Source organism: Candidatus Blochmannia ocreatus, assembly GCF_023585745.1.
Classification (GTDB): Bacteria; Pseudomonadota; Gammaproteobacteria; order Enterobacterales; family Enterobacteriaceae; genus Blochmanniella; species Blochmanniella ocreatus.
In genome coordinates, this window is record NZ_CP097762.1 from 492,715 (window position 1) to 512,622 (window position 19,908).

A 19,908-nucleotide genomic window follows, 5' to 3' on the forward strand; every position below is an offset into this window, starting at 1 on the left:
TTATACAATATAATAATCTCCTTGAAGATTTATTTAAAAACACCTAATTATACTATGCAAAATGCTAATAAAAATTAGTATTTTGTACTTAAAATTATCACAATGCTATAACATTAACAGCGGACGGACCTTTATGACCATCTTGAATTTCAAATTCAACGTTTTGTCCCTCAGCAAGAGTTTTAAATCCATTACCTTGAATAGCAGAAAAATGTACAAATACATCTTTACTACCATCCGACGGAGTAATAAAACCAAAACCTTTAGATTCATTAAACCACTTTACTTGACCTTTAATTTTTGCCATCTTACATATTTCCTTTAAAGTATTTACATTTACCACAACAACGATTAAAAGACAAACCGAACTTATTATCTCGAGCAATATTTAAATAAAAGGAAATTACAGTATAGTACAATACTCTCTTTACTAAATTTACTAAAACATCACCTGCACACAGAAACATATATCGGTTTACCTAACATTTATTATATACCTTATAACTAAAATAAAAAACACAAAACAATTATATTGTACATAACACTTCTATATTAGAATATAGAAAATTTCTATTTCTAATACTAAAATAATAAAAATTTAATATAACTAACCTATAATAACTACCCTCCAATCTACAAGATATTTCAAATTAAAAAACAATAAAAATATTAATAATAATTAAACCAACCTACCTTAATCATTACATTGACAATATAACATTTATTCTTTAATTTGTAAATCTCATGAAACAACCATTTAAATACACAAACAAACAACCGTTATTATAACAACAAATATAATATATATTAATTCATACAAAACTATTCGAACAATAAATTTAACAAAAAATTAAAAAATATTTTTACTGCTAAAAATACATTTTATTCTATTGATATTTTTAAAAATAAGTACCATTACGTAATGCTTCTATACGATGCTCTAAAGAAGGATGTGATGCAAACAAATTACTTAAAATATTAGTTTTCTTAACACTATTAATATACAATGTCATCACGCTATTGGATATATTATTAGATTCAATATCGCATTGCAATTCTTGTAAAGCACAAATCATATTTTTACATCCTACTAACTTTGCTGCTCCAGAATCTGCATAAAATTCACGACGACGTGAAAACCAAAATACTACTATGCTTGCAAGCATTCCAAATAACATTTCTAATATTGATGTTATAACAACATATATTAAAGAAGGCGTATCAAAATTATAATGATCATTATCATGCGCGCTAATACTACTATTCCGATCACTGTTATATAACAAACAAAATTCAATTAATCTAGAAAGACTACGCGATATAAAAATTACAAAAGTATTCATAACTCCTTGAATAAGAGTCATAGTTACCATATCACCAGAAGCAATATGACTAATTTCATGAGCAATAACAGCTTCTATAGAATCTCGACTCATATTTTTTAATAAACTGCTACTAACAGCTATTAATGCTGCATTTTTCCTAAACCCAGTAGCAAAAGCATTCATATCTACAGAATCATAAATAGCTAATTGCGGTGCAGAAATACATAATTTTTTAGACTGATTACGAATACTCTCCAATATCCAAATTTCCATGTCATTAGATGCTTTATTAATTACAACACCATTAACTGTAGATAAAGCTATAAATTTTGATAACAATAAAGAAATAAACGCTCCCAAAAAACCAAAAATACTAGCAATTTTTATCAACTCAAATGTACTAGATGAACAATTTCCAATACAACTTAAAACACTACCAAACAATATCATTACTAATAAATTTGTAACAATAAACAACATAATACGCATCATGAAATTTTATTTTCTCCTAAATAAAATAAATATTTTTATACATACATATATTAATACCGTCCAACAAAGAATGAGCTAATATATACCAAATAATTTAAATTTCTACATGAATACTCATTCTAAAAACATTCAAAATTTTCTTACAATCCCTACAACAATAATACACTATATAACATAACAATAATATATTTAATATTCATTCCAAATACGTCCGTCTTTAGATATCATACTATTTGAATCTTTAGGACCCCAAGTACCAGCACGATATAACTGAAGTTTAGCAAACATCATATTATTTTTACATGTCCAGGATTGTATAACCGAATCAACCCATTTCCAAGATTCTTCTATTTCATCGTGTCGTACAAATAAAGCTTGATCTCCACGCATAATTTCTAACAATAAACGCTCATATGCATCAATAAATACATATTCTTTCGAAAAAACTTTATGAAAACTTAAATTTAAATCAGTAACTTTTAAACGATGTTGATAGCCTAATCCGGGTATTTTATTCAAAATTTGAATATTTATGCCTTCGTGTGATTGTAATCTAATAATCAACTTATTATTCGGTAAATCAACATGTGAATCACAAAATAAATTAATTACTGGCTTTTTAAAAAACACCACAATCTCAGAAAACTTATCTGGTAATCTTTTTCCGGTACGCAAATAAAAAGGTACTCCGAACCAACGCCAATTATCTATATTTACACGAATCGATACAAACGTCTCAGTATTACTATTTTTATTAGCGCCTTTTTCTTCTAAATATCCTGGTACCGGTTTCCCTTTAATAAATCCAGATGTATACTGTCCACGTACCGAAACAAAAGGCATATTACTATTATCAATTTTCCGTAACGCACGAAGCACTTTAACTTTTTCATCCCTAATATAATCAGCGCTTAAACTAACCGGAGGCGACATAGCTATAATAGTAAGAATTTGTAATAAATGACTTTGTATCATATCCCGCATTTGACCTATCGCATCAAAATAACCCCAACGACCTTCTATACCTACTTCTTCTGCTACAGTAATTTGCACATGATCTATAGTACTATTATCCCAATTTGCAAAAAACAAACAATTTGCAAAACGTAATGCCAATAAATTTAAAATTGTTTCTTTACCTAAATAATGATCCATACGAAAAATTTGTTTTTCTTCAAAATATTTTGCAATTTGTGCATTAATACATCGAGCAGAAACCAAATCAGTTCCTAATGGTTTTTCTACTACTACACGATTCATTGTTTTATTTAAACCAATAGAACTCAAACCTTTACATATAGAACCAAAAGTACTAGAAGGAGTTGCAAAATAATGTATTGTCACAATATCTAAATTTTTTATTTTATCTAATAAACACACAAAACGTTCAGTATGACACACATCTAAATTGCAAAAATCAATCCGATTACTTAAAATATTCCAAATAGATTCCTCAATCGGTTCCCGTATAAATTTTTTTAAAGCAACATATATAAATTCAATATATAAAAATATATCCCATTTAGCACGACCTACACCAACAACACGTGTATCCGGATGCATAACACCTAATTTCTCTAGTTGATATAATGATGGAAATAATTTCCTACACGCTAAATCACCTTTAGCTCCGAAAATAATTAAGTTACATGCTTGAAGCGCATAAGGCATTGATTGCATATTAATTCTCTGATTTTAGAAATACAACACTTTTAATAACATTTAAAATATAAAAATATTAAACCGTATAATAAAACATACACATCATAAATATATAAATTTACACAAGTAAAACCGTTTAATTCTATTGAATACTGTATATAGAATACAACCTAAATATAATTAAATGATTATAGAATCATTATATTTTATATATCTATAAGTAGATATCATACAAATACTCAATAACAAACGCTATATATCCCACAACACACACACTTAAAAATATCACAATAAACCAAAAAAATTTTTGGTACAAAATATCAAAATTAATTAAATTACATAAATTATAATTTAAATAAAATTTTTTTCCATATAAAATACAAACAATTATAAATATTATCAATTTAATATCACTTGATTATATTATCAATCTTTTTAAAAATTTATCAAATTGTTTAAAGATATCGATAGCAAATGTTAAAATTATATTGATATATAAAATATCCTGTATAAAACCATATCCTAAACAATAAAGGAGTTTACATGACACAATTATTTAGAAGAACCAAAATTATTGCTACTTTAGGTCCTTCTACTGATAAAAATAACAATCTTGAAAAAATCATTATTTCAGGAGCAGATATTGTACGATTAAATTTTTCTCATGGCGATAAAAAAAAACACTTCATACGAGCAAAAAAAGTACGAGAAATAGCCAATAAACTCGGAAAGTTTATTGCTATCTTAGGAGATTTACAAGGACCTAAAATTCGGATTTCAACTTCATATGGCAAATCAGTACTGCTAAAACATGGAGATAATCTATTGCTAGATCCAATAACAAAAAATAATAAAAATCATTATAAATGTCTAGGAGTAGATTATGAAAATCTTGGAGAAGATGTGCAACCAGGAGATTTATTACTGCTAGACGACGGAAAAATTCAAATAAAAGTTATAAAAATTCATAACAATAAAATCTTTACTACAGTTATTACCGGAGGAATATTATCTAATAATAAAGGACTCAATAAATTAGGGGGCGGGCTTAGCGCTAAAGTCTTAACAGAAAAAGATAAAATAGATATAATCACTGCAGCGGAAATAGGAGTAGATTATTTAGCAATATCTTTTCCTAGGAGTAGCATAGACTTAAATGATGCGCGAAAATTAATTAAAAAAGCTGGAAGTCATGCAAAAATTATCTCCAAAATAGAACGAGCAGAAGTAGTAGTTTCTAATGAAACAATAGATGATATTATTACTGCATCAGATGCTGTAATGGTAGCACGCGGAGATTTAGGAGTAGAAATTGGAGAACCAGCATTAGTAGAGATACAAAAAAAAATAATAAACAGAGCGCGTATTCATAATCGAGCAGTCATTACTGCTACACAAATGATGGAATCGATGATATATAACCCCATGCCTACAAGAGCTGAAATTATGGATGTAGCTAACGCAGTATTAGATGGAACTGATGCAGTAATGTTATCTGCTGAAACCGCTACAGGACAATATCCATCCGAAACTGTAGCTACTATGGCTAAAGTATGCTTAGGAGCTGAAAAAATTTCAGATCCCAACTATTTAACTAATTTTAATTATAAAAAAAAAATTAAAAATACTGATGAAGCTATTGCTATAGCCGCTATGTATACAGCGAACAATTTGGAAGGAGTTAAAGCTATAATTGCTTTAACTGAATTTGAAAATACTACACTGTTAATGTCTCGAATCAATTCAAAATTACCTATTTTTGCATTATCACATCATAAACATATTTTAAATATTATGACTCTATACAAAGGGGTAATTCCGATTTATTTTCATAGAACTACAGATAATTTTACAGATGCTAGATACGCTAGTAATTTACTATATAAAAAGGACTTTATATTACCCGGAGAACTAGTAGTTATAATACAAAATAATACGCACTCTAAATGTAGAGTTACCAATATTAGTTATATTTTACAAGTGTAATTGTTTAACATACTATATAAAATTTCAATATATAAATATATGACCATTAAATTTCTATATTTTTAAAAAATATATAGACTCCTACATTTAATGTATTTGCAAATTTTACGTAATTAAAATTGAATAAAATGTAAAAATTTATTTAAGTAAAATTTAATCAAAATGTAACACAGAAGAAATCTTTTTTATTTGCTCTAAAAATATTAGACGTTCACTACCTAATAATTTCTCAACATTTACAATATTAAAAGTTAATGGATTTACAGGACGATGATTAATCCACATTTCAAAATGCAAATGGGGTCCAGTAGACCTACCAGTATTACCAGATAATGCTATTTTTTCTCCCCTTATCACTTTTTGCCCAGAATATACTAAAACCTTTTTTAAATGCATATATCGCGTTACACAAAAACATCCATGTTTAATAGCAATATAATTACCAGCAATTTTACTATACTTACTTACAATAACTTCACCGTCTCCTACAGAACAAATAGGTGTTCCAACTGGAACAGCAAAATCAACTCCAGCATGCGGGGACACTTTACCAGTTACAGGATTTAATCTATTTAAATTAAAGTTAGATGATATACGAAATGCTCTACCTATTGGAAAACGTATGAAATTCTGCCCTAATCGCATAGCTTCTCTATCATAAAATTGACCATTATTTGCTCGAAAAATATAATAATTTTTTCCGGAAGTATACAATCTAGCTCCTATAAGCTTACCATCTACAATATGATTATTTTGCAATATTACAGAAATTAATATGGCAAACCTATCGCCCTTATGTAATTTTCTAAAATCTAATTGATATTGCAGCGCATTAACTACATCTTTAATATACTTCTCTTTAATTCCTAAAGAACGAGCACCCTCAATAAATGTTCCATTTCTTAACTCACCTATAAATAAAATAGCAGGAGTTATTTCATTACCTAATAAATTTAAAAATTTAATCACACCTTTTACAAAAGAGGTATCAATATTTTTTAAAAAAATATCAATATTTCTATCAGAACAATTAGCAATCATCAGGAAAGACATTATTTTTTTTATCGTAACGATCCACCAAAATAATATTTGGTCTATATATCTATTTTTTAATGCCAGAGATTGTTTTATTACAACCATAATACCTGATCTATTTACATCATAAAACCCACTGTCCAACACCTTTAGTCTAGTATTAAAAATATTATTTTTCTCTGATATATTAGAAATTGTGCAAAAATCCTGTGATAATTTTTTGTTATATAAACAAATACTATATAATAAAAAATTATCATAAGATTTGTAACTAATTTTTTTTTTATTTTTTACACAATCGTCACTGTAATAGAAATCATTACTTCTAATAAAAAAAATTGCTTTATTAAAATGCTTGTTGTTTCTATTTAATGTGTTTTGAATTAAAGATTTCCAAATAACCATAATTATAAATATAGATAACACAAACAACATTGCAAAAAAATATTTATACAAATAACGATATACCAATCTCAAAAAACTAACTATTACATCACACCAAATACTGATTTGTATCTTTATACTGTAATATCTCAAAAAATATTCCTAATAAAATTAAAACATAAAAATAAAATAAAAATTTTAATTTGTATACCTACATATCTATACACATATATGTAATCTGCATCATTAGATTTACGAATTAATACTTCATATATTTTACTAAAATAAAATTTTATTCTTTACTTTTAAAAATTTAATGTTTATTCACTCACTTTAATATATGATTAATTTATAATGTGCTCATACACATATTCAATAATTTTCTAAAAATCAAGAATTATAATTATCTAAATACTCCATAGTAAAACCACTAATCAGGAGCATCAACCATAATATCTGTCCCTGCTGTAGTTTTAGGAAAAGCAATTACATCTCTAATATTTTTAGAACCAGTTAATAACATAACTAAACGATCTAATCCCAGCGCTAATCCAGCATGTGGAGGTGCTCCATACTTTAATGCTTCTATTAAATAACCAAATTTTTTTCGTTGTTGTTGCAAAGAAATTCCTAAAATATTAAACACCGCCTCTTGCATATCAAATAAATTAATACGCATAGACCCACTACCCACTTCACACCCATTTATCACCATATCATATGCTTCTGAAGTTGCTAATAACGGATTACTTAATAACTCCCTAACATCACAATTTTTAGGAGCAGTAAACATATGATGCATAGAAACTAATTTATTATCATCGTTTTTTTTAAACATTGGAAAATCTACTATCCATAATGGCGCCCAAATATTTCTCTTAACTAAAGATAAATTATCACCCAGTTGATTTCTTAAAGAATCTAACAAACTTATATCAAATTTATTATTTTTGTTGTGACTAATACCAAAAAATAAAAGATCATTATTTCTAATAATTATTTGCTGTAATAAAAAATCTATCTCAGATACTGTCATAAAACCATTAATTAATTTTTTCATTTCTTTTACTATTTTTTCACCAACTACATCAATTTTTAACCATATTAATTTCTGTAAATTACATGTTTCTAAATAACTAATACATCTATTAAATTGTATTTTAGATAAATTTATTCCATTAGTAATTTTAATTGCAACAATCTGTATATTCCTATTGTTTATATCTGGAGACAATAAATTACCTCTCAACATCGATTGACATAAATGCGTAATATCAAAAATTTCTACGGGATTCCTCAAATCAGGAGCACTAGAACCGAAACGTCGCATCACTTCAGCATATGTAAACTGCGAAAACTTATCTAATTCTACATTCAAAATTTTTTTCCAAATAACTCTAATTAACATCTCCATAAGGAAACGTATTTTGGATGCTTCCATAAAAGAAGTTTCAACATCAATCTGCGTAAATTCTGGCTGACGCCCTGCACGTAAATCTTCATCTCTAAAACATTTAGCTATTTGATAATATCTATCAAATCCAGCAATCATTAATAGCTGTTTAAATACCTGAGGTGATTGAGGTAATGCATAATTTTTACCTGCATGTAACCTACTAGGAACAATATAATTACGTGAACCTTCTGGAGTACCCTTCGTTAATATTGGCGTCTCAATATTTAAAAAACCTTCTAACTCCATAAAATTATGAACAATTGATATAACACGAGATCGTATTTTTATACGACTCAACATAGATGTAGATCTTAGATCAAGATAACGATACTTTAATCTATTCTCCTCAAAATTCTTTTGGTTAATATTTAATGGTAATGGATCAGAGCTATTTAAAATAAAAACAGATTCTGCAGCTATTTCAATTTCACCTGTAGATATATCATAATTAATTTGGTTTTTTGGTCTTTCTTTAACTATACCTATAACTTTTATACAAAATTCCGGTTTTAATATTACTGCAGACTCATACATTTCTTTGTATTGCATAATATCAAAACATACTTGTACATAACCTTCTCTATCACGTAAATCTACAAAAATTAATTTACCAAAATTACGATATCTATTCACCCAACCACATAACACTACTTTTAAACCTTTATGAGATATATTTAATTGCCCACAATATGCAGTACGCATAAAAAATCCTTAATTTATTAACTTTATTAATAATATACTATTTACTATATAGTACTTGTAATATACATATATAACAATCTTCATATAAAACAATCCATGTTATTCCTATCGATCACAAACCATATAAATAATATTTATCTTTTTATTAAAACTATCTTAATAAGATTACATATAAATAATCTATATAATAGAATATAAACTTACAATGTTTCATTGCATCATATATAACTTATATTTAAATACTCTAAATTACTAAAATATGTAAAATATATAAATATATAAACAATCCCAAAAAACTTTTAATATAAACTCATTATATGATTAATACCAATATTATTAATATTAAAGTGTAATATTTCTATAGAATATTTATTATTATAAACAATAAGCTATTACAACTTACAAAAATATTTTTGTACACAAATTATCTTCAATTAAAATTACACATACCTTTAAATAACTTATATGAATATTCAAATACTTTTACTTAAAAAAATACATCAAACTTTATTACCAATTATCAATAAATCTCTTTTATCTACAATACAAGTTCAACAATCAACACAAAAAAAATTTGGAAACTATCAAATTAATGGAATAATCAAACTGTCTAAAAAAATAAATATTCCTATTGAAACACTTCTAAAAAAAATTATTAATGTTATTAACTTAAATAATATTGCTAAAAAAATAACAATCGAAAAACCAGGATTTATTAACATATCTTTATGCCCAAAATGGATATCTATACAACTTAACAATATTTTTATTACATCTAATTTAGGGGTTATACCAACAACTACTGCAAAAACTATTGTCATTGATTATTCTAGCCCAAATATCGCAAAAGAAATGCATGTTGGACATTTAAGATCTACGGTAATTGGAGATAGTATCGCTCGTATTTTATCGTTCTTAGGACATAATGTAATTAGAGTAAATCATCTAGGAGATTGGGGTACACAATTTGGCATGCTTATTGCATATATAGCAACACATATTCAAAAGGAGCTTTTACTAAATCATCAGATAACAACATTATCTAAATTAGAAAGTTTCTATCGTAAAGCAAAAAAAATTTATGATAACGATCCTAAATTTGCTGAATTATCCAGACATTATGTCGTTAAATTACAACAAGGCAACAAACAATGCTCTCAAATATGGAAACAACTAGTAGACATCTCCATCCTAAATAATCAAGATACATATAAACGATTAAATATCACTTTAAAAAAACACCACATCATGGGAGAAAGTTTTTATCATCACATGGTACCAGATATTATAACAGATCTAAAAAATAAAAAATTAGCGGTTAAAAGTAACGGAGCAACTGTAGTATTCCTTAAAAATTCTCATCAAAGACATAATTCTTCTGACTTCGGAGTTATTATACAAAAAAAAGATGGTGCATATTTATATAGCACAACTGATATTGCTTGCATAAAATATCGTTGTGAAACTTTAAAAGCTGATCGAATTATTTATTATACTGATTCTAGACAAAAACAACACTTATCTCAAATATGGGAAATCGCTAAAGCAGCTAACTATATAAAAAAAACAACTATATTAGAACATCACGTTTGTGGCATGTTATTAGGAAAAGACGGGAAACCATTTAAATCACGTTCTGGTTATACTGTAAAATTAAAAACATTACTAGATGAAGCTTTAGAGCACGCTCATAAATTAATATCACAAAAAAAATATAATTTAAAATATAAAAAACAAATCAACAAAATAGCACATACTATTAGTATAGGAGCTATTAAATACTCCGAATTATCAAAAAATCGTACTACAGATTATATATTCAATTGGGACAATATGTTGAATTTTAATGGCAAAACCGCTCCATATATACAATACGCATATACTAGGATCTTTTCAATTTTTAAAAAATTTAAAAATTCTAAATATTACCATCACAAATTTACAAAAAATAATATACAGTTAGAAACTTCGGAAGAAATATCTTTAGCTATATGTTTATTACAATTTGAAGAAACCATCGTTAACACAGCCAATCAAGGCAGCCCGCATATACTGTGCTCATATCTATATAAAGTTTCTGTGCTATTTTCATCATTTTATGAAAATTGCCCAATTCTTCAGATCAACGATATCTATAAAAAATATAGTAGACTTAAATTAGCATTTATTACTGCACGTATTTTAAAGACAGGTTTAAACCTTTTGGGAATTAAAACAATAAGATATATGTAAAGATTACATGATCACATTAGTTTTGTTTACCCAAAAAAACAAAATCTTTTACACGAATACCCACACACCATAAAACAACACAATAACTACTAATAACTAACACTAACACCATTATCATTTTAATAAATCTATATATTATACCTCCTTGCGACCAATCAGGTATATATATTAATAACCCTAAACACACTAATAACATTACGAAAATCGATATTATTATTCGACTAAAAAACAAAAACCATCTAGATTTATTACAAAAATAATATTTTTTTTTAAAAATCCAGTATAATAAACCTGCATTAAACCATGCACTTAAACTCACAGAAACAGAAAAAACTACATGTTTTAACACATGAATACATGATATATTAATTACTTGAGCAAAAACCATTGTAATCATTACAATATAAATTGGAATTCTAATATCAGAACGTGCGTAAAAAGCGGATGTCAAAACCTTAATCAATATTAATGCAGGTAATCCTATTGCATACGCAATTACTGAATACTGTGTCATTAACACATCAAATTCTGAAAATTTTCCGTATTTGAATAATGTTATTACCAATGGTTTAGATAAAACACATAAAATAACAACGCATGGCATACTTAACACATAAGACAATCGAATCCCGATTTTCACTATGTTAAAATAATCTTTATAATTTTTCTTAAAAATACATCGAGATAAATACGGCGACAAAATAGTAGTTAATGTTACTCCAAAAACTCCTATAGGTAATTCCATTAATCTATCTGCATAATACATCCACGAAATAGACCCATCTTGTAAAAAAGAGGCAAGAAAAATATTAATAATGAATGATATCTGACTACTTGAAACCACAATTATCGCAGGAATCATCAATCTATATAATCTACATACTCTATTATCATTAAAATGTATTTTTGGATAAACTAACATATCAATTTTCTTTAACAAAAACATACAATAAATACACTGTAAGCCACCTCCTACTATTACCGACCAAGCTAATCCTATAATAGAAACATGACAATATAAATATTCTGAAAACAACATAAAACTTATCATACTTAAATTCAAAAAAATCGGTGTTAATGATGGCGCAATAAAAATATTATAAGTATTTAAAACAATTCCTATTAATGATGCTAATGATATTAATAATATATAAGGAAACATGATTCTAAACATTGAAACAGTAATAGAAAATTTTTCTACAGAATTGTTAATTCCAGGAACAGTTGATATAATGATTCTGGGTGCTTCTAGCAAGCCAATGCATATTATAATACTAATTATTAGCATTAAAATACCAGAAACTCTTGAAATAAATACTCGTACTTCTTCTGTATTTGCGCAACATCTATATTTTGATAATGTCGATAAAAAAATTTGACAAAACACTCCTTCCGCAAAAATACGTCGTAATAAATTAGGTAATCTAAAAGCTATAAAAAATGCATCCGTTATAATCCCAGCCCCAAAATGCCTAGCTATACATGTATCTCTAATAAAACCCAAAACACGAGATAACATCGTTACTATACTAGTCATAGTCAATGATTTTAATAAATGCATACTATTTTAATGAAACAATATCATAATATATAATATACTTATTATCATTTAAGTAACCCTATTATTCATAACTAAATTAAAATTTTAAATTTGCACTATTATTCTAAATACTACCTATATAAATAAATATGATATCTAATCAAATCTATACCATAATAGATATATCCACTATAATGCCTATATCTCTGATATAATATACCATATGTAATAAAACATATATTTTTACAAAAAATATACAAAATTAAACTATATAATCTATTTATATGAAGACAACGTGTCAATGACAACACTATTATCTTGATAAAGATAATAGTGTTGTCATTGAGATAAAAATATTTAATCAACACAACATAATTCACTAATTTAATTAATTTTAACTAATAAATCAGAGATGCTATATAAAATATATTTATAAAAATCACCGCACATTTACATTGATCAATGACACATTCGTACATCTTGTGCTGATACGCTATATACGCTTAAAAATAAATATTGCCACTTTCAAATATTAAGCACATAACACAGTGAATAGTAACTTATATACAATATATATGGTGATACATGGGTACAATATCAAAAGCTAGAAGATCAGGGAAATATTTTTTAATTATAGACAATATGTTTGTGGTAATAGGTTTTTATGTTGTATTTCCACTTATCTCAATATATTTTGTAGAACAACTAGGTTGGGGAGCATTTTTAGTAGGATTTGCGTTAGGATTAAGACAATTTATTCAGCAAGGCTTAGGTATAATAAGTGGAGCATTCGCCGATAAATTAGGTGCTAAACCTATGATTGTCTCTGGACTATTTATGCGAACTCTAGGATTTATTATAATGAGTATGTCAAATACTCCTATACTATTATGCGTATCATGTATATTCTCCGCTCTAGGAGGAACATTATTTGACCCTCCAAGAACAGCGTTAGTTATAAAATTAGTTCGACCATGGGAATTAGGAAGATTTTATTCTATTCTAATGTTAGAAGACAGCATATGCGCTATAATAGGCATAGTGCTAGGTACATGGCTATTACAATATAATTTTAAACTAGTATGTTTTACTGGAGCAGCGCTATTCTTTATAGCAGGAATTTTTAATGCATGGAGACTACCAGCATATAAAATCTCTAGCTCACATTATTCATTATACGAAGGAATAAAAAAAGTTCTCAATAATCAACGCTTTATAATTTATGTTTTTACACTCACCGGTTATTATATTCTATCTGCTCAAGTAATATTAATGATACCTATTCGCATTCATGAAATTTCTGGACAATTATCATATATAAAATGGATATACATTATAGAAGCAATTTTATCTCTAATATTCATTATTCCCATTAATGTTTGGAGTGAAAAATACTTCACACTAGAAACACGATTAATGATAGGCTTAATAACGATGATAATTAGTTTATTTCCTATTGGATTAGTAACAAATCTACATACATTATTAATACTAATTAGCTTATTTTATATTGGATCTATTATTGCTGAACCTGCTAGAGAAACATTGGGAGCGCTATTAACAGATTATAAAGCACGCAGCAGCTACATAGGCTTTAATAAATTAAGTATTGCTTTAGGAGGCACCTTAGGCTATAGTGGCAGTGGTTGGTTATACGATATCGGAAAAGAATATAACTTTATACAATTACCATGGTTCGTTTTAAGCATGATTGGATTAATCACGTTACTAGGATTGTACTATCAATTTCGACATTATTCTTTTAAATCTTTACTGCATAATAATTACCCTAAAAAAAACAAATTTTAATTTATGTAAAAATTTTAAGAAATTAATTTAATATAAATTAAATATACATTTAATAAAATTAAACTTAAAAAACAAATAAATTCATATTATATAAAACAAAAATATAAAAACTACAACATTCATAAATATTACTCTCTACTCAATGAAAGTAAAATTTTATATAACACAAAGTTTATATTAAACTATTATAAAAATGAGGTATATTATATATAGATAGATGCAGGTGAGATGTCCGAGAGGCTTAAGGAGCATGCCTGGAAAGCATGTATACATACAAAATTAATGTATCAAGGGTTCGAATCCCTTTCTCACCGTATTCCTTTCTTCTTACATATCACTAATACTATATTTATAACTGTACTATTAACAATATCTATCTATATATTTTTCAATATATATATTATTATTTAAAATAATAAAATTCACTAACATAAAAATATTTATGCACTAAATATATGTCTGATGTACAATTAAACAAAAAAATTATATTTAATTATAATTAAATATCTATAATGACTCTAAATTCTATAATAACTAATTATTACGTTTAATAAATTTAAATCCTAATATAAGATATATTTATATATGAAAATCATGCGCTGTACACATAAAATTAATATGTAATTAATAATATTCTATGCATAAAAGACCTACATATAATAATATGTAGTATTGGTATATCTATTTTATAAAAAAATAAAAACACATAAATTTATGCATATAACGATTTATATTCAATATCAATAAATATTAACTCTATATTATTTAATAAATAAATAATTATTACTCTAACAATACACTTGACAAATACGTAGCGTTACTACAAAGTAGTAATTAGCATAATTGTTCTTATAATATATTTAATATATAAATCTATATTTATTTATAGTAATTCAATTATACAACAATCTATCAAATTTTATAAACGGAGAGAAAGGGATTCGAACCCTTGAAAGATAAAATTATTATCTTTAAAACGGCTTTCGAAACCGTCCCGTTCAACCACTCCGGCATCTCTCCTAATAATTAATGAACATATAAAACTATAAATACTAAAAAATTAACTAACTATCATTATACAATACACATCAACAATATATATTGTTCTCATATTAAAACACAATGCTAAATCAAAAATTACTATTTTTAAAATAAAACACTTGTATTATTTTAGATACCAAAGTAGTATTATATAATTGTTTTAAAAAATAACATTTGGTTCCTCTGTAGTTCAGTTGGTAGAACAACGGACTGTTAATCCGTATGTCACTGGTTCGAATCCAGTCAGGGGAGTCAAACTTAAAACAACTTTTATATATATAAAAGTGCATTTTTATGCTAAAAAAGCTTTGTTTACTGCATTGATTTTATCATTTCATTAAAAATTTAGAATTAAATATTAATCCCAGATCTATGTAAATCATGTATGTTTATTAAACCTACTAACGTTCCAATTTTATCTATTACTGGAGCAACCGTAATATTGCGCTGATATAAAGCTTTTAAGGCAATACTTGCATGCCATTCTTTAGAAATACAGTATCCAGGTTTAGTCATCGCAATATTTATTGGGTCCTTTAAAGAATGTCCACGCGCTATCCAGCGCCTTAAATCGCCGTCAGTAAACACTCCAATAACACGATTTTTATCATCACATACTGTAGTTAAACCAATGCCAGTGCGACTCAGTTCAAACATTGCGTCCATTACAGTAACATCTGACCCACACACTTTAGATATATGCTTACCAGTACGCATTAAATGATATACATAATTTAATAATTGTGTTCCTATTTTACCTCCTGGATGAGATTTGATAAATTGTTCTAAACTAAATCCTCTATATCTCATAAGAGCTATAGTAATAGCATCACCCATCATTAAAGTATTCACTGCACTAGAAGTTGGTATAAACGCCATAGGATTTGTTTCTCGTTGTATTTTAATATTTAAAGTACAAGTAGCACGTTGAGCTAACGGCGAACTCATATCACCAGTTAATGCAATAACTGGGATATTATTACTGACTAACAAAGGCATTAATGTAATAATCTCATAAGTACGACCCGAATAAGAAATAAAAATTACTACATCCTTTTGGCTGACCATACCTAAATCACCATGCAATGCTTCTGCAGCATGCACAAAAAAAGCAGGAGTACCAGTACTAGCTAAAGAGGCCGCAATTTTTTTTCCAATATGCCCTGATTTTCCTATTCCTGACACTACCACTTTTCCCGTACAATTTAATAATATACGACATGCAAATATAATGCTTTCATCCAATCTATCTAACATGTTTTGAGCTTCTTGAATCTCAAAACTTAAAGCTTCTTTAGCATATTCTAATAGCAATACATTATTAGTAATAATCATAACTACCGCAATAAATATAATGATATTTACCTAAAACCACCAGAATCATGTAACTTATACCGCATTAGTATAAAAATTGCATGATATAAAAACTTATATTCTAACATCAAATTGTCACAAAATACTAAATGTTAGAAATCACATACCATAATTCAATCCACATAAATTTACTCTATAACTGACTCTGTAAATTTTTTTAACTTTCTAGCTAATTCACGACGTTCCTTTGATAATTCAGCGTTTTTTATAATATATTCATCAATACGATCTTCATAATCATGACGCATATTAGCAATTATAATTTGTATTTCTGTTACAGAAGTTTTAGATTGAATATAATCTCTTAAATTTTTTAATAACAATATTCGCTTTTGATTGTCACGAATTTTTTTTTCATTATCTATAATTTCTCGTTGTAATTTATTCTTACGCCTAAATATACGCACAAACTCTAATACGTTACCAAACGACTGATTAACTTCATTGTTCATATAAAACAACCTTTTATACTATAAATAATTACCGATTATAAATCCTGACGCATATCAATAATTATAAAATTTGCTAAAATTATCAACATTTACTAAATAACAAAAATTTTTTAAAATTAACCACCTATACAACAAACTAGTAAAATTACACAATAATACTATTATATATAATCCAAAAAAATCTTATATAAAATAAACACCATACATATATTATATAATATATGTATAAGATCTATACTAAAACACAAACAATCGAAAAATATTATATTATATAATATAAATTAAAATCCAATTAACATATCGATACAATCAACACAATACACTACTACTAAACTAGGAGCATTCAATATCTTACCAAAATAAGAAATAATATTCTTTAATATTTAACACAAATAAATATAAATTTTTTAATTCTATATAAAACTATAGTAATATAAATCTTACTTAATATAAAATATTAAAAGACGATATTTAAAATTTAAATATATTTAAACCAAAATAAATAGCGCATTATACATTTATATTATGAAATATATAAGACAATATGAATATATTAAATACTACAAAACTCATATAAATGAACAGAAAAATTTTTGTACAAAATATGTATATAATTTATTTTAATTTTTAATATAAACTAAAAAGCTAATTTTACTATTACATAACGCAATCTATATAAACATATCACAACATTAAATATATGATTATTTTCTATAAATTACTTGAGGTTTCTTATTAAATATTAAATTACACACAAATCTATTAAACAATTTTATCTATATGAATAGATAACAGTATATATAAATTATACTATAATATAGTATATACTAATTGATAATCTATTTAAAATCATCATTGTACTGCTACATACTCCAATAACATTAAAATATCTTTAATAACATGGAAAAATTATGTATTTAAATTCTATAAATAATAATACTAATACATATGCTAAATATCAAAAATAAAAAAATTAATATTCATTAATAACACCATAATTTAATCTAAAATCTTCAGTAATAACACTACCGTAATATTTATATTATAATAATATTTTCATCTCATATAAATATAATTATAAATATATATAAATAACTATAAAAATTAAAATCTATAATTTCAAATATTTACTACACTAAAATTTATATTTATAACATACCGAAAAACTTCACCAACACATTAATAAATTATTATTTACATATAAAAAATAATATTTAAACATATATTTAATTTAATTAATTTATTAATTATATACATATAATATAAAGTAACTTTATAAAATTTAACCCTATACAAATTTAATTATATTCGATAAAATATTGAACGGAAGGATGATGTTAACAAAGAAATTATGCTGTACATATTAATTTTACTATCATAATTCTAATTAATCTTCCAAATAAATTAACAATAAACACATTAAATACTTATTTATTAAAATTAAAAAAATATTTTTATTGTTAAAATTTATTGAAATACTAGATACATATAAATTTATTATATAAGGCAACAATATTATGTTGGACAAATCAAGATTAAGAATAGCAATTCAAAAATCAGGAAGATTAAGTAAAGAATCACAACAACTTCTTGAGCAATGTGGAATTAAAATTAATTTACAGCAGCAACGCCTACTCGCTTTTGCAGAAAATATAGCCATAGATATTATGCGAGTAAGAGATGATGATATACCTGGTTTAGTAATGGATGGAATAGTAGATTTAGGTATCATAGGAGAAAACGTATTAAAAGAAGCCCTACTGGCAAGAAAATCACAAGGAGATAATCCTTATTATATTATGTTACGCAGATTAGATTTTGGAGACTGTAGACTATCTATGGCGCTGCCTATAGATGAACCATGGGACGGGCCAAAATGTCTACAAGGGAAAAGAATTGCTACATCATACCCCCATTTACTAAAACAATATTTAGATAAATTAAATATTAATTTTAAATCTTGTTTACTAAATGGTTCCGTAGAAGTCGCTCCGAGAGCTGGATTAGCAGATGCAATATGTGATCTTGTATCAACAGGTGCTACGTTAGAAGCTAACGGATTGTATGAAGTAGAAGTAATTTATAGATCCAAAGCATGCCTAATTCAAAGAACTGGAAAATTATCCAATGTTAAACAATCTTTAATAAATACAGTAATGCTTCGAATTCAAGGGGTCATTCAAGCAAGAGGGTCAAAATACATCATGCTACATGCACCTACCGAACAATTAGAGGAAATTATTAGTTTACTACCTGGGGCAGAAAGTCCAACAGTATTACCATTGGCGGGTAATCAACATCGTGTAGCTATATATATGGTAAGTAATGAAACATTATTTTGGGAAACTATGGAAAATTTAAAGAATCTTGGTGCTAGTTCTATTTTAGTGTTACCAATAGAAAAAATGATGGAATGAT

At 26.2% G+C, this 19,908-nt stretch carries 12 protein-coding genes and 3 tRNA genes; 6 read left to right on the forward strand and 9 right to left on the reverse strand.

The genetic code is table 11. The features are described 5' to 3' along the window. Positions 1-97: 97 nt before the first annotated feature. From cspE to zwf, 3 genes are all read right to left on the reverse strand, one after another. Positions 98-307, reverse strand: a complete 210-nt coding sequence (gene cspE / locus M9405_RS02165) for a transcription antiterminator/RNA stability regulator CspE (RefSeq protein WP_250223077.1) — start codon at positions 305-307, stop codon at positions 98-100. Between the two features lie 592 nt (positions 308-899). Further along, positions 900-1,817 carry a protease HtpX gene (gene htpX / locus M9405_RS02170; RefSeq protein WP_250223078.1) on the reverse strand — a complete coding sequence of 306 codons (918 nt, stop codon included), beginning with the start codon at positions 1,815-1,817 and terminating at the stop codon, positions 900-902. A 189-nt stretch (positions 1,818-2,006) separates the two neighbouring features. After that, positions 2,007-3,488 carry a glucose-6-phosphate dehydrogenase gene (zwf, locus tag M9405_RS02175; protein WP_423775050.1) on the reverse strand — a complete coding sequence of 494 codons (1,482 nt, stop codon included), beginning with the start codon at positions 3,486-3,488 and terminating at the stop codon, positions 2,007-2,009. A 534-nt stretch (positions 3,489-4,022) separates the two neighbouring features. Between zwf and pyk the strand changes: the two genes are divergently transcribed. Next, positions 4,023-5,465 (forward strand): pyruvate kinase, encoded by a 1,443-nt coding sequence (gene pyk / locus M9405_RS02180; protein WP_250223080.1) that lies wholly within the window; start codon positions 4,023-4,025, stop codon positions 5,463-5,465. A 153-nt stretch (positions 5,466-5,618) separates the two neighbouring features. Here the strand turns inward: pyk and mepM are convergent, their stop codons facing one another. Beyond that, positions 5,619-7,037: a murein DD-endopeptidase MepM gene (mepM, locus tag M9405_RS02185; protein WP_250223081.1), complete on the reverse strand. Its 1,419-nt coding sequence runs from the start codon at positions 7,035-7,037 to the stop codon at positions 5,619-5,621. A gap of 277 nt (positions 7,038-7,314) precedes the next feature. Then, entirely contained in the window at positions 7,315-9,042 is a 1,728-nt protein-coding gene (gene aspS / locus M9405_RS02190; protein ID WP_250223082.1) for an aspartate--tRNA ligase, read from the reverse strand. A gap of 465 nt (positions 9,043-9,507) precedes the next feature. Between aspS and argS the strand changes: the two genes are divergently transcribed. Further along, positions 9,508-11,274 (forward strand): arginine--tRNA ligase, encoded by a 1,767-nt coding sequence (gene argS, locus M9405_RS02195; RefSeq protein ID WP_250223083.1) that lies wholly within the window; start codon positions 9,508-9,510, stop codon positions 11,272-11,274. Between the two features lie 16 nt (positions 11,275-11,290). Here the strand turns inward: argS and murJ are convergent, their stop codons facing one another. Further along, positions 11,291-12,835 carry a murein biosynthesis integral membrane protein MurJ gene (murJ, locus tag M9405_RS02200; RefSeq protein WP_284345866.1) on the reverse strand — a complete coding sequence of 515 codons (1,545 nt, stop codon included), beginning with the start codon at positions 12,833-12,835 and terminating at the stop codon, positions 11,291-11,293. A 564-nt stretch (positions 12,836-13,399) separates the two neighbouring features. Between murJ and mdtH the strand changes: the two genes are divergently transcribed. Then, complete coding sequence (gene mdtH / locus M9405_RS02205; RefSeq protein ID WP_250223085.1) at positions 13,400-14,623, forward strand: multidrug efflux MFS transporter MdtH; 1,224 nt, start codon at positions 13,400-13,402, stop codon at positions 14,621-14,623. Positions 14,624-14,845: 222 nt separating this feature from the next. Continuing rightward, a tRNA-Ser gene (locus M9405_RS02210) sits at positions 14,846-14,937 on the forward strand. Between the two features lie 612 nt (positions 14,938-15,549). On the opposite strand, the gene M9405_RS02215 is transcribed toward M9405_RS02210, so the two are convergent. Next, a tRNA-Ser gene (locus M9405_RS02215) sits at positions 15,550-15,643 on the reverse strand. 200 nt (positions 15,644-15,843) lie between these two features. Between M9405_RS02215 and M9405_RS02220 the strand changes: the two genes are divergently transcribed. Continuing rightward, a tRNA-Asn gene (locus M9405_RS02220) sits at positions 15,844-15,916 on the forward strand. A 99-nt stretch (positions 15,917-16,015) separates the two neighbouring features. Here M9405_RS02220 and gutQ read toward each other — a convergent pair. Continuing rightward, positions 16,016-16,993 (reverse strand): arabinose-5-phosphate isomerase GutQ, encoded by a 978-nt coding sequence (gene gutQ, locus M9405_RS02225; RefSeq protein ID WP_250223557.1) that lies wholly within the window; start codon positions 16,991-16,993, stop codon positions 16,016-16,018. 173 nt (positions 16,994-17,166) lie between these two features. Next, on the reverse strand, positions 17,167-17,490 hold the full coding sequence (locus M9405_RS02230; RefSeq protein ID WP_250223086.1) for a DUF496 family protein: 324 nt from the start codon (positions 17,488-17,490) through the stop codon (positions 17,167-17,169). A 1,517-nt stretch (positions 17,491-19,007) separates the two neighbouring features. On the opposite strand from M9405_RS02230, the gene hisG reads away from it, so the two are divergent. After that, positions 19,008-19,907, forward strand: a complete 900-nt coding sequence (gene hisG, locus M9405_RS02235; RefSeq protein WP_250223087.1) for an ATP phosphoribosyltransferase — start codon at positions 19,008-19,010, stop codon at positions 19,905-19,907. The last annotated feature ends 1 nt before the right edge of the window (position 19,908 follow it).

Excerpts from the sequence above, each read along its gene's own strand:
- cspE (WP_250223077.1), bottom strand. The coding sequence starts at position 307 with ATGGCAAAAATTAAAGGTCAAGTAAAGTGGTTTAATGAATCTAAAGGT.
- htpX (WP_250223078.1), bottom strand. The coding sequence starts at position 1,817 with ATGATGCGTATTATGTTGTTTATTGTTACAAATTTATTAGTAATGATA.
- zwf (WP_423775050.1), bottom strand. The coding sequence starts at position 3,488 with ATGCCTTATGCGCTTCAAGCATGTAACTTAATTATTTTCGGAGCTAAA.
- pyk (WP_250223080.1), top strand. The coding sequence starts at position 4,023 with ATGACACAATTATTTAGAAGAACCAAAATTATTGCTACTTTAGGTCCT.
- aspS (WP_250223082.1), bottom strand. The coding sequence starts at position 9,042 with ATGCGTACTGCATATTGTGGGCAATTAAATATATCTCATAAAGGTTTA.
- argS (WP_250223083.1), top strand. The coding sequence starts at position 9,508 with ATGAATATTCAAATACTTTTACTTAAAAAAATACATCAAACTTTATTA.
- murJ (WP_284345866.1), bottom strand. The coding sequence starts at position 12,835 with ATGCATTTATTAAAATCATTGACTATGACTAGTATAGTAACGATGTTA.
- mdtH (WP_250223085.1), top strand. The coding sequence starts at position 13,400 with ATGGGTACAATATCAAAAGCTAGAAGATCAGGGAAATATTTTTTAATT.
- M9405_RS02230 (WP_250223086.1), bottom strand. The coding sequence starts at position 17,490 with ATGAACAATGAAGTTAATCAGTCGTTTGGTAACGTATTAGAGTTTGTG.
- hisG (WP_250223087.1), top strand. The coding sequence starts at position 19,008 with ATGTTGGACAAATCAAGATTAAGAATAGCAATTCAAAAATCAGGAAGA.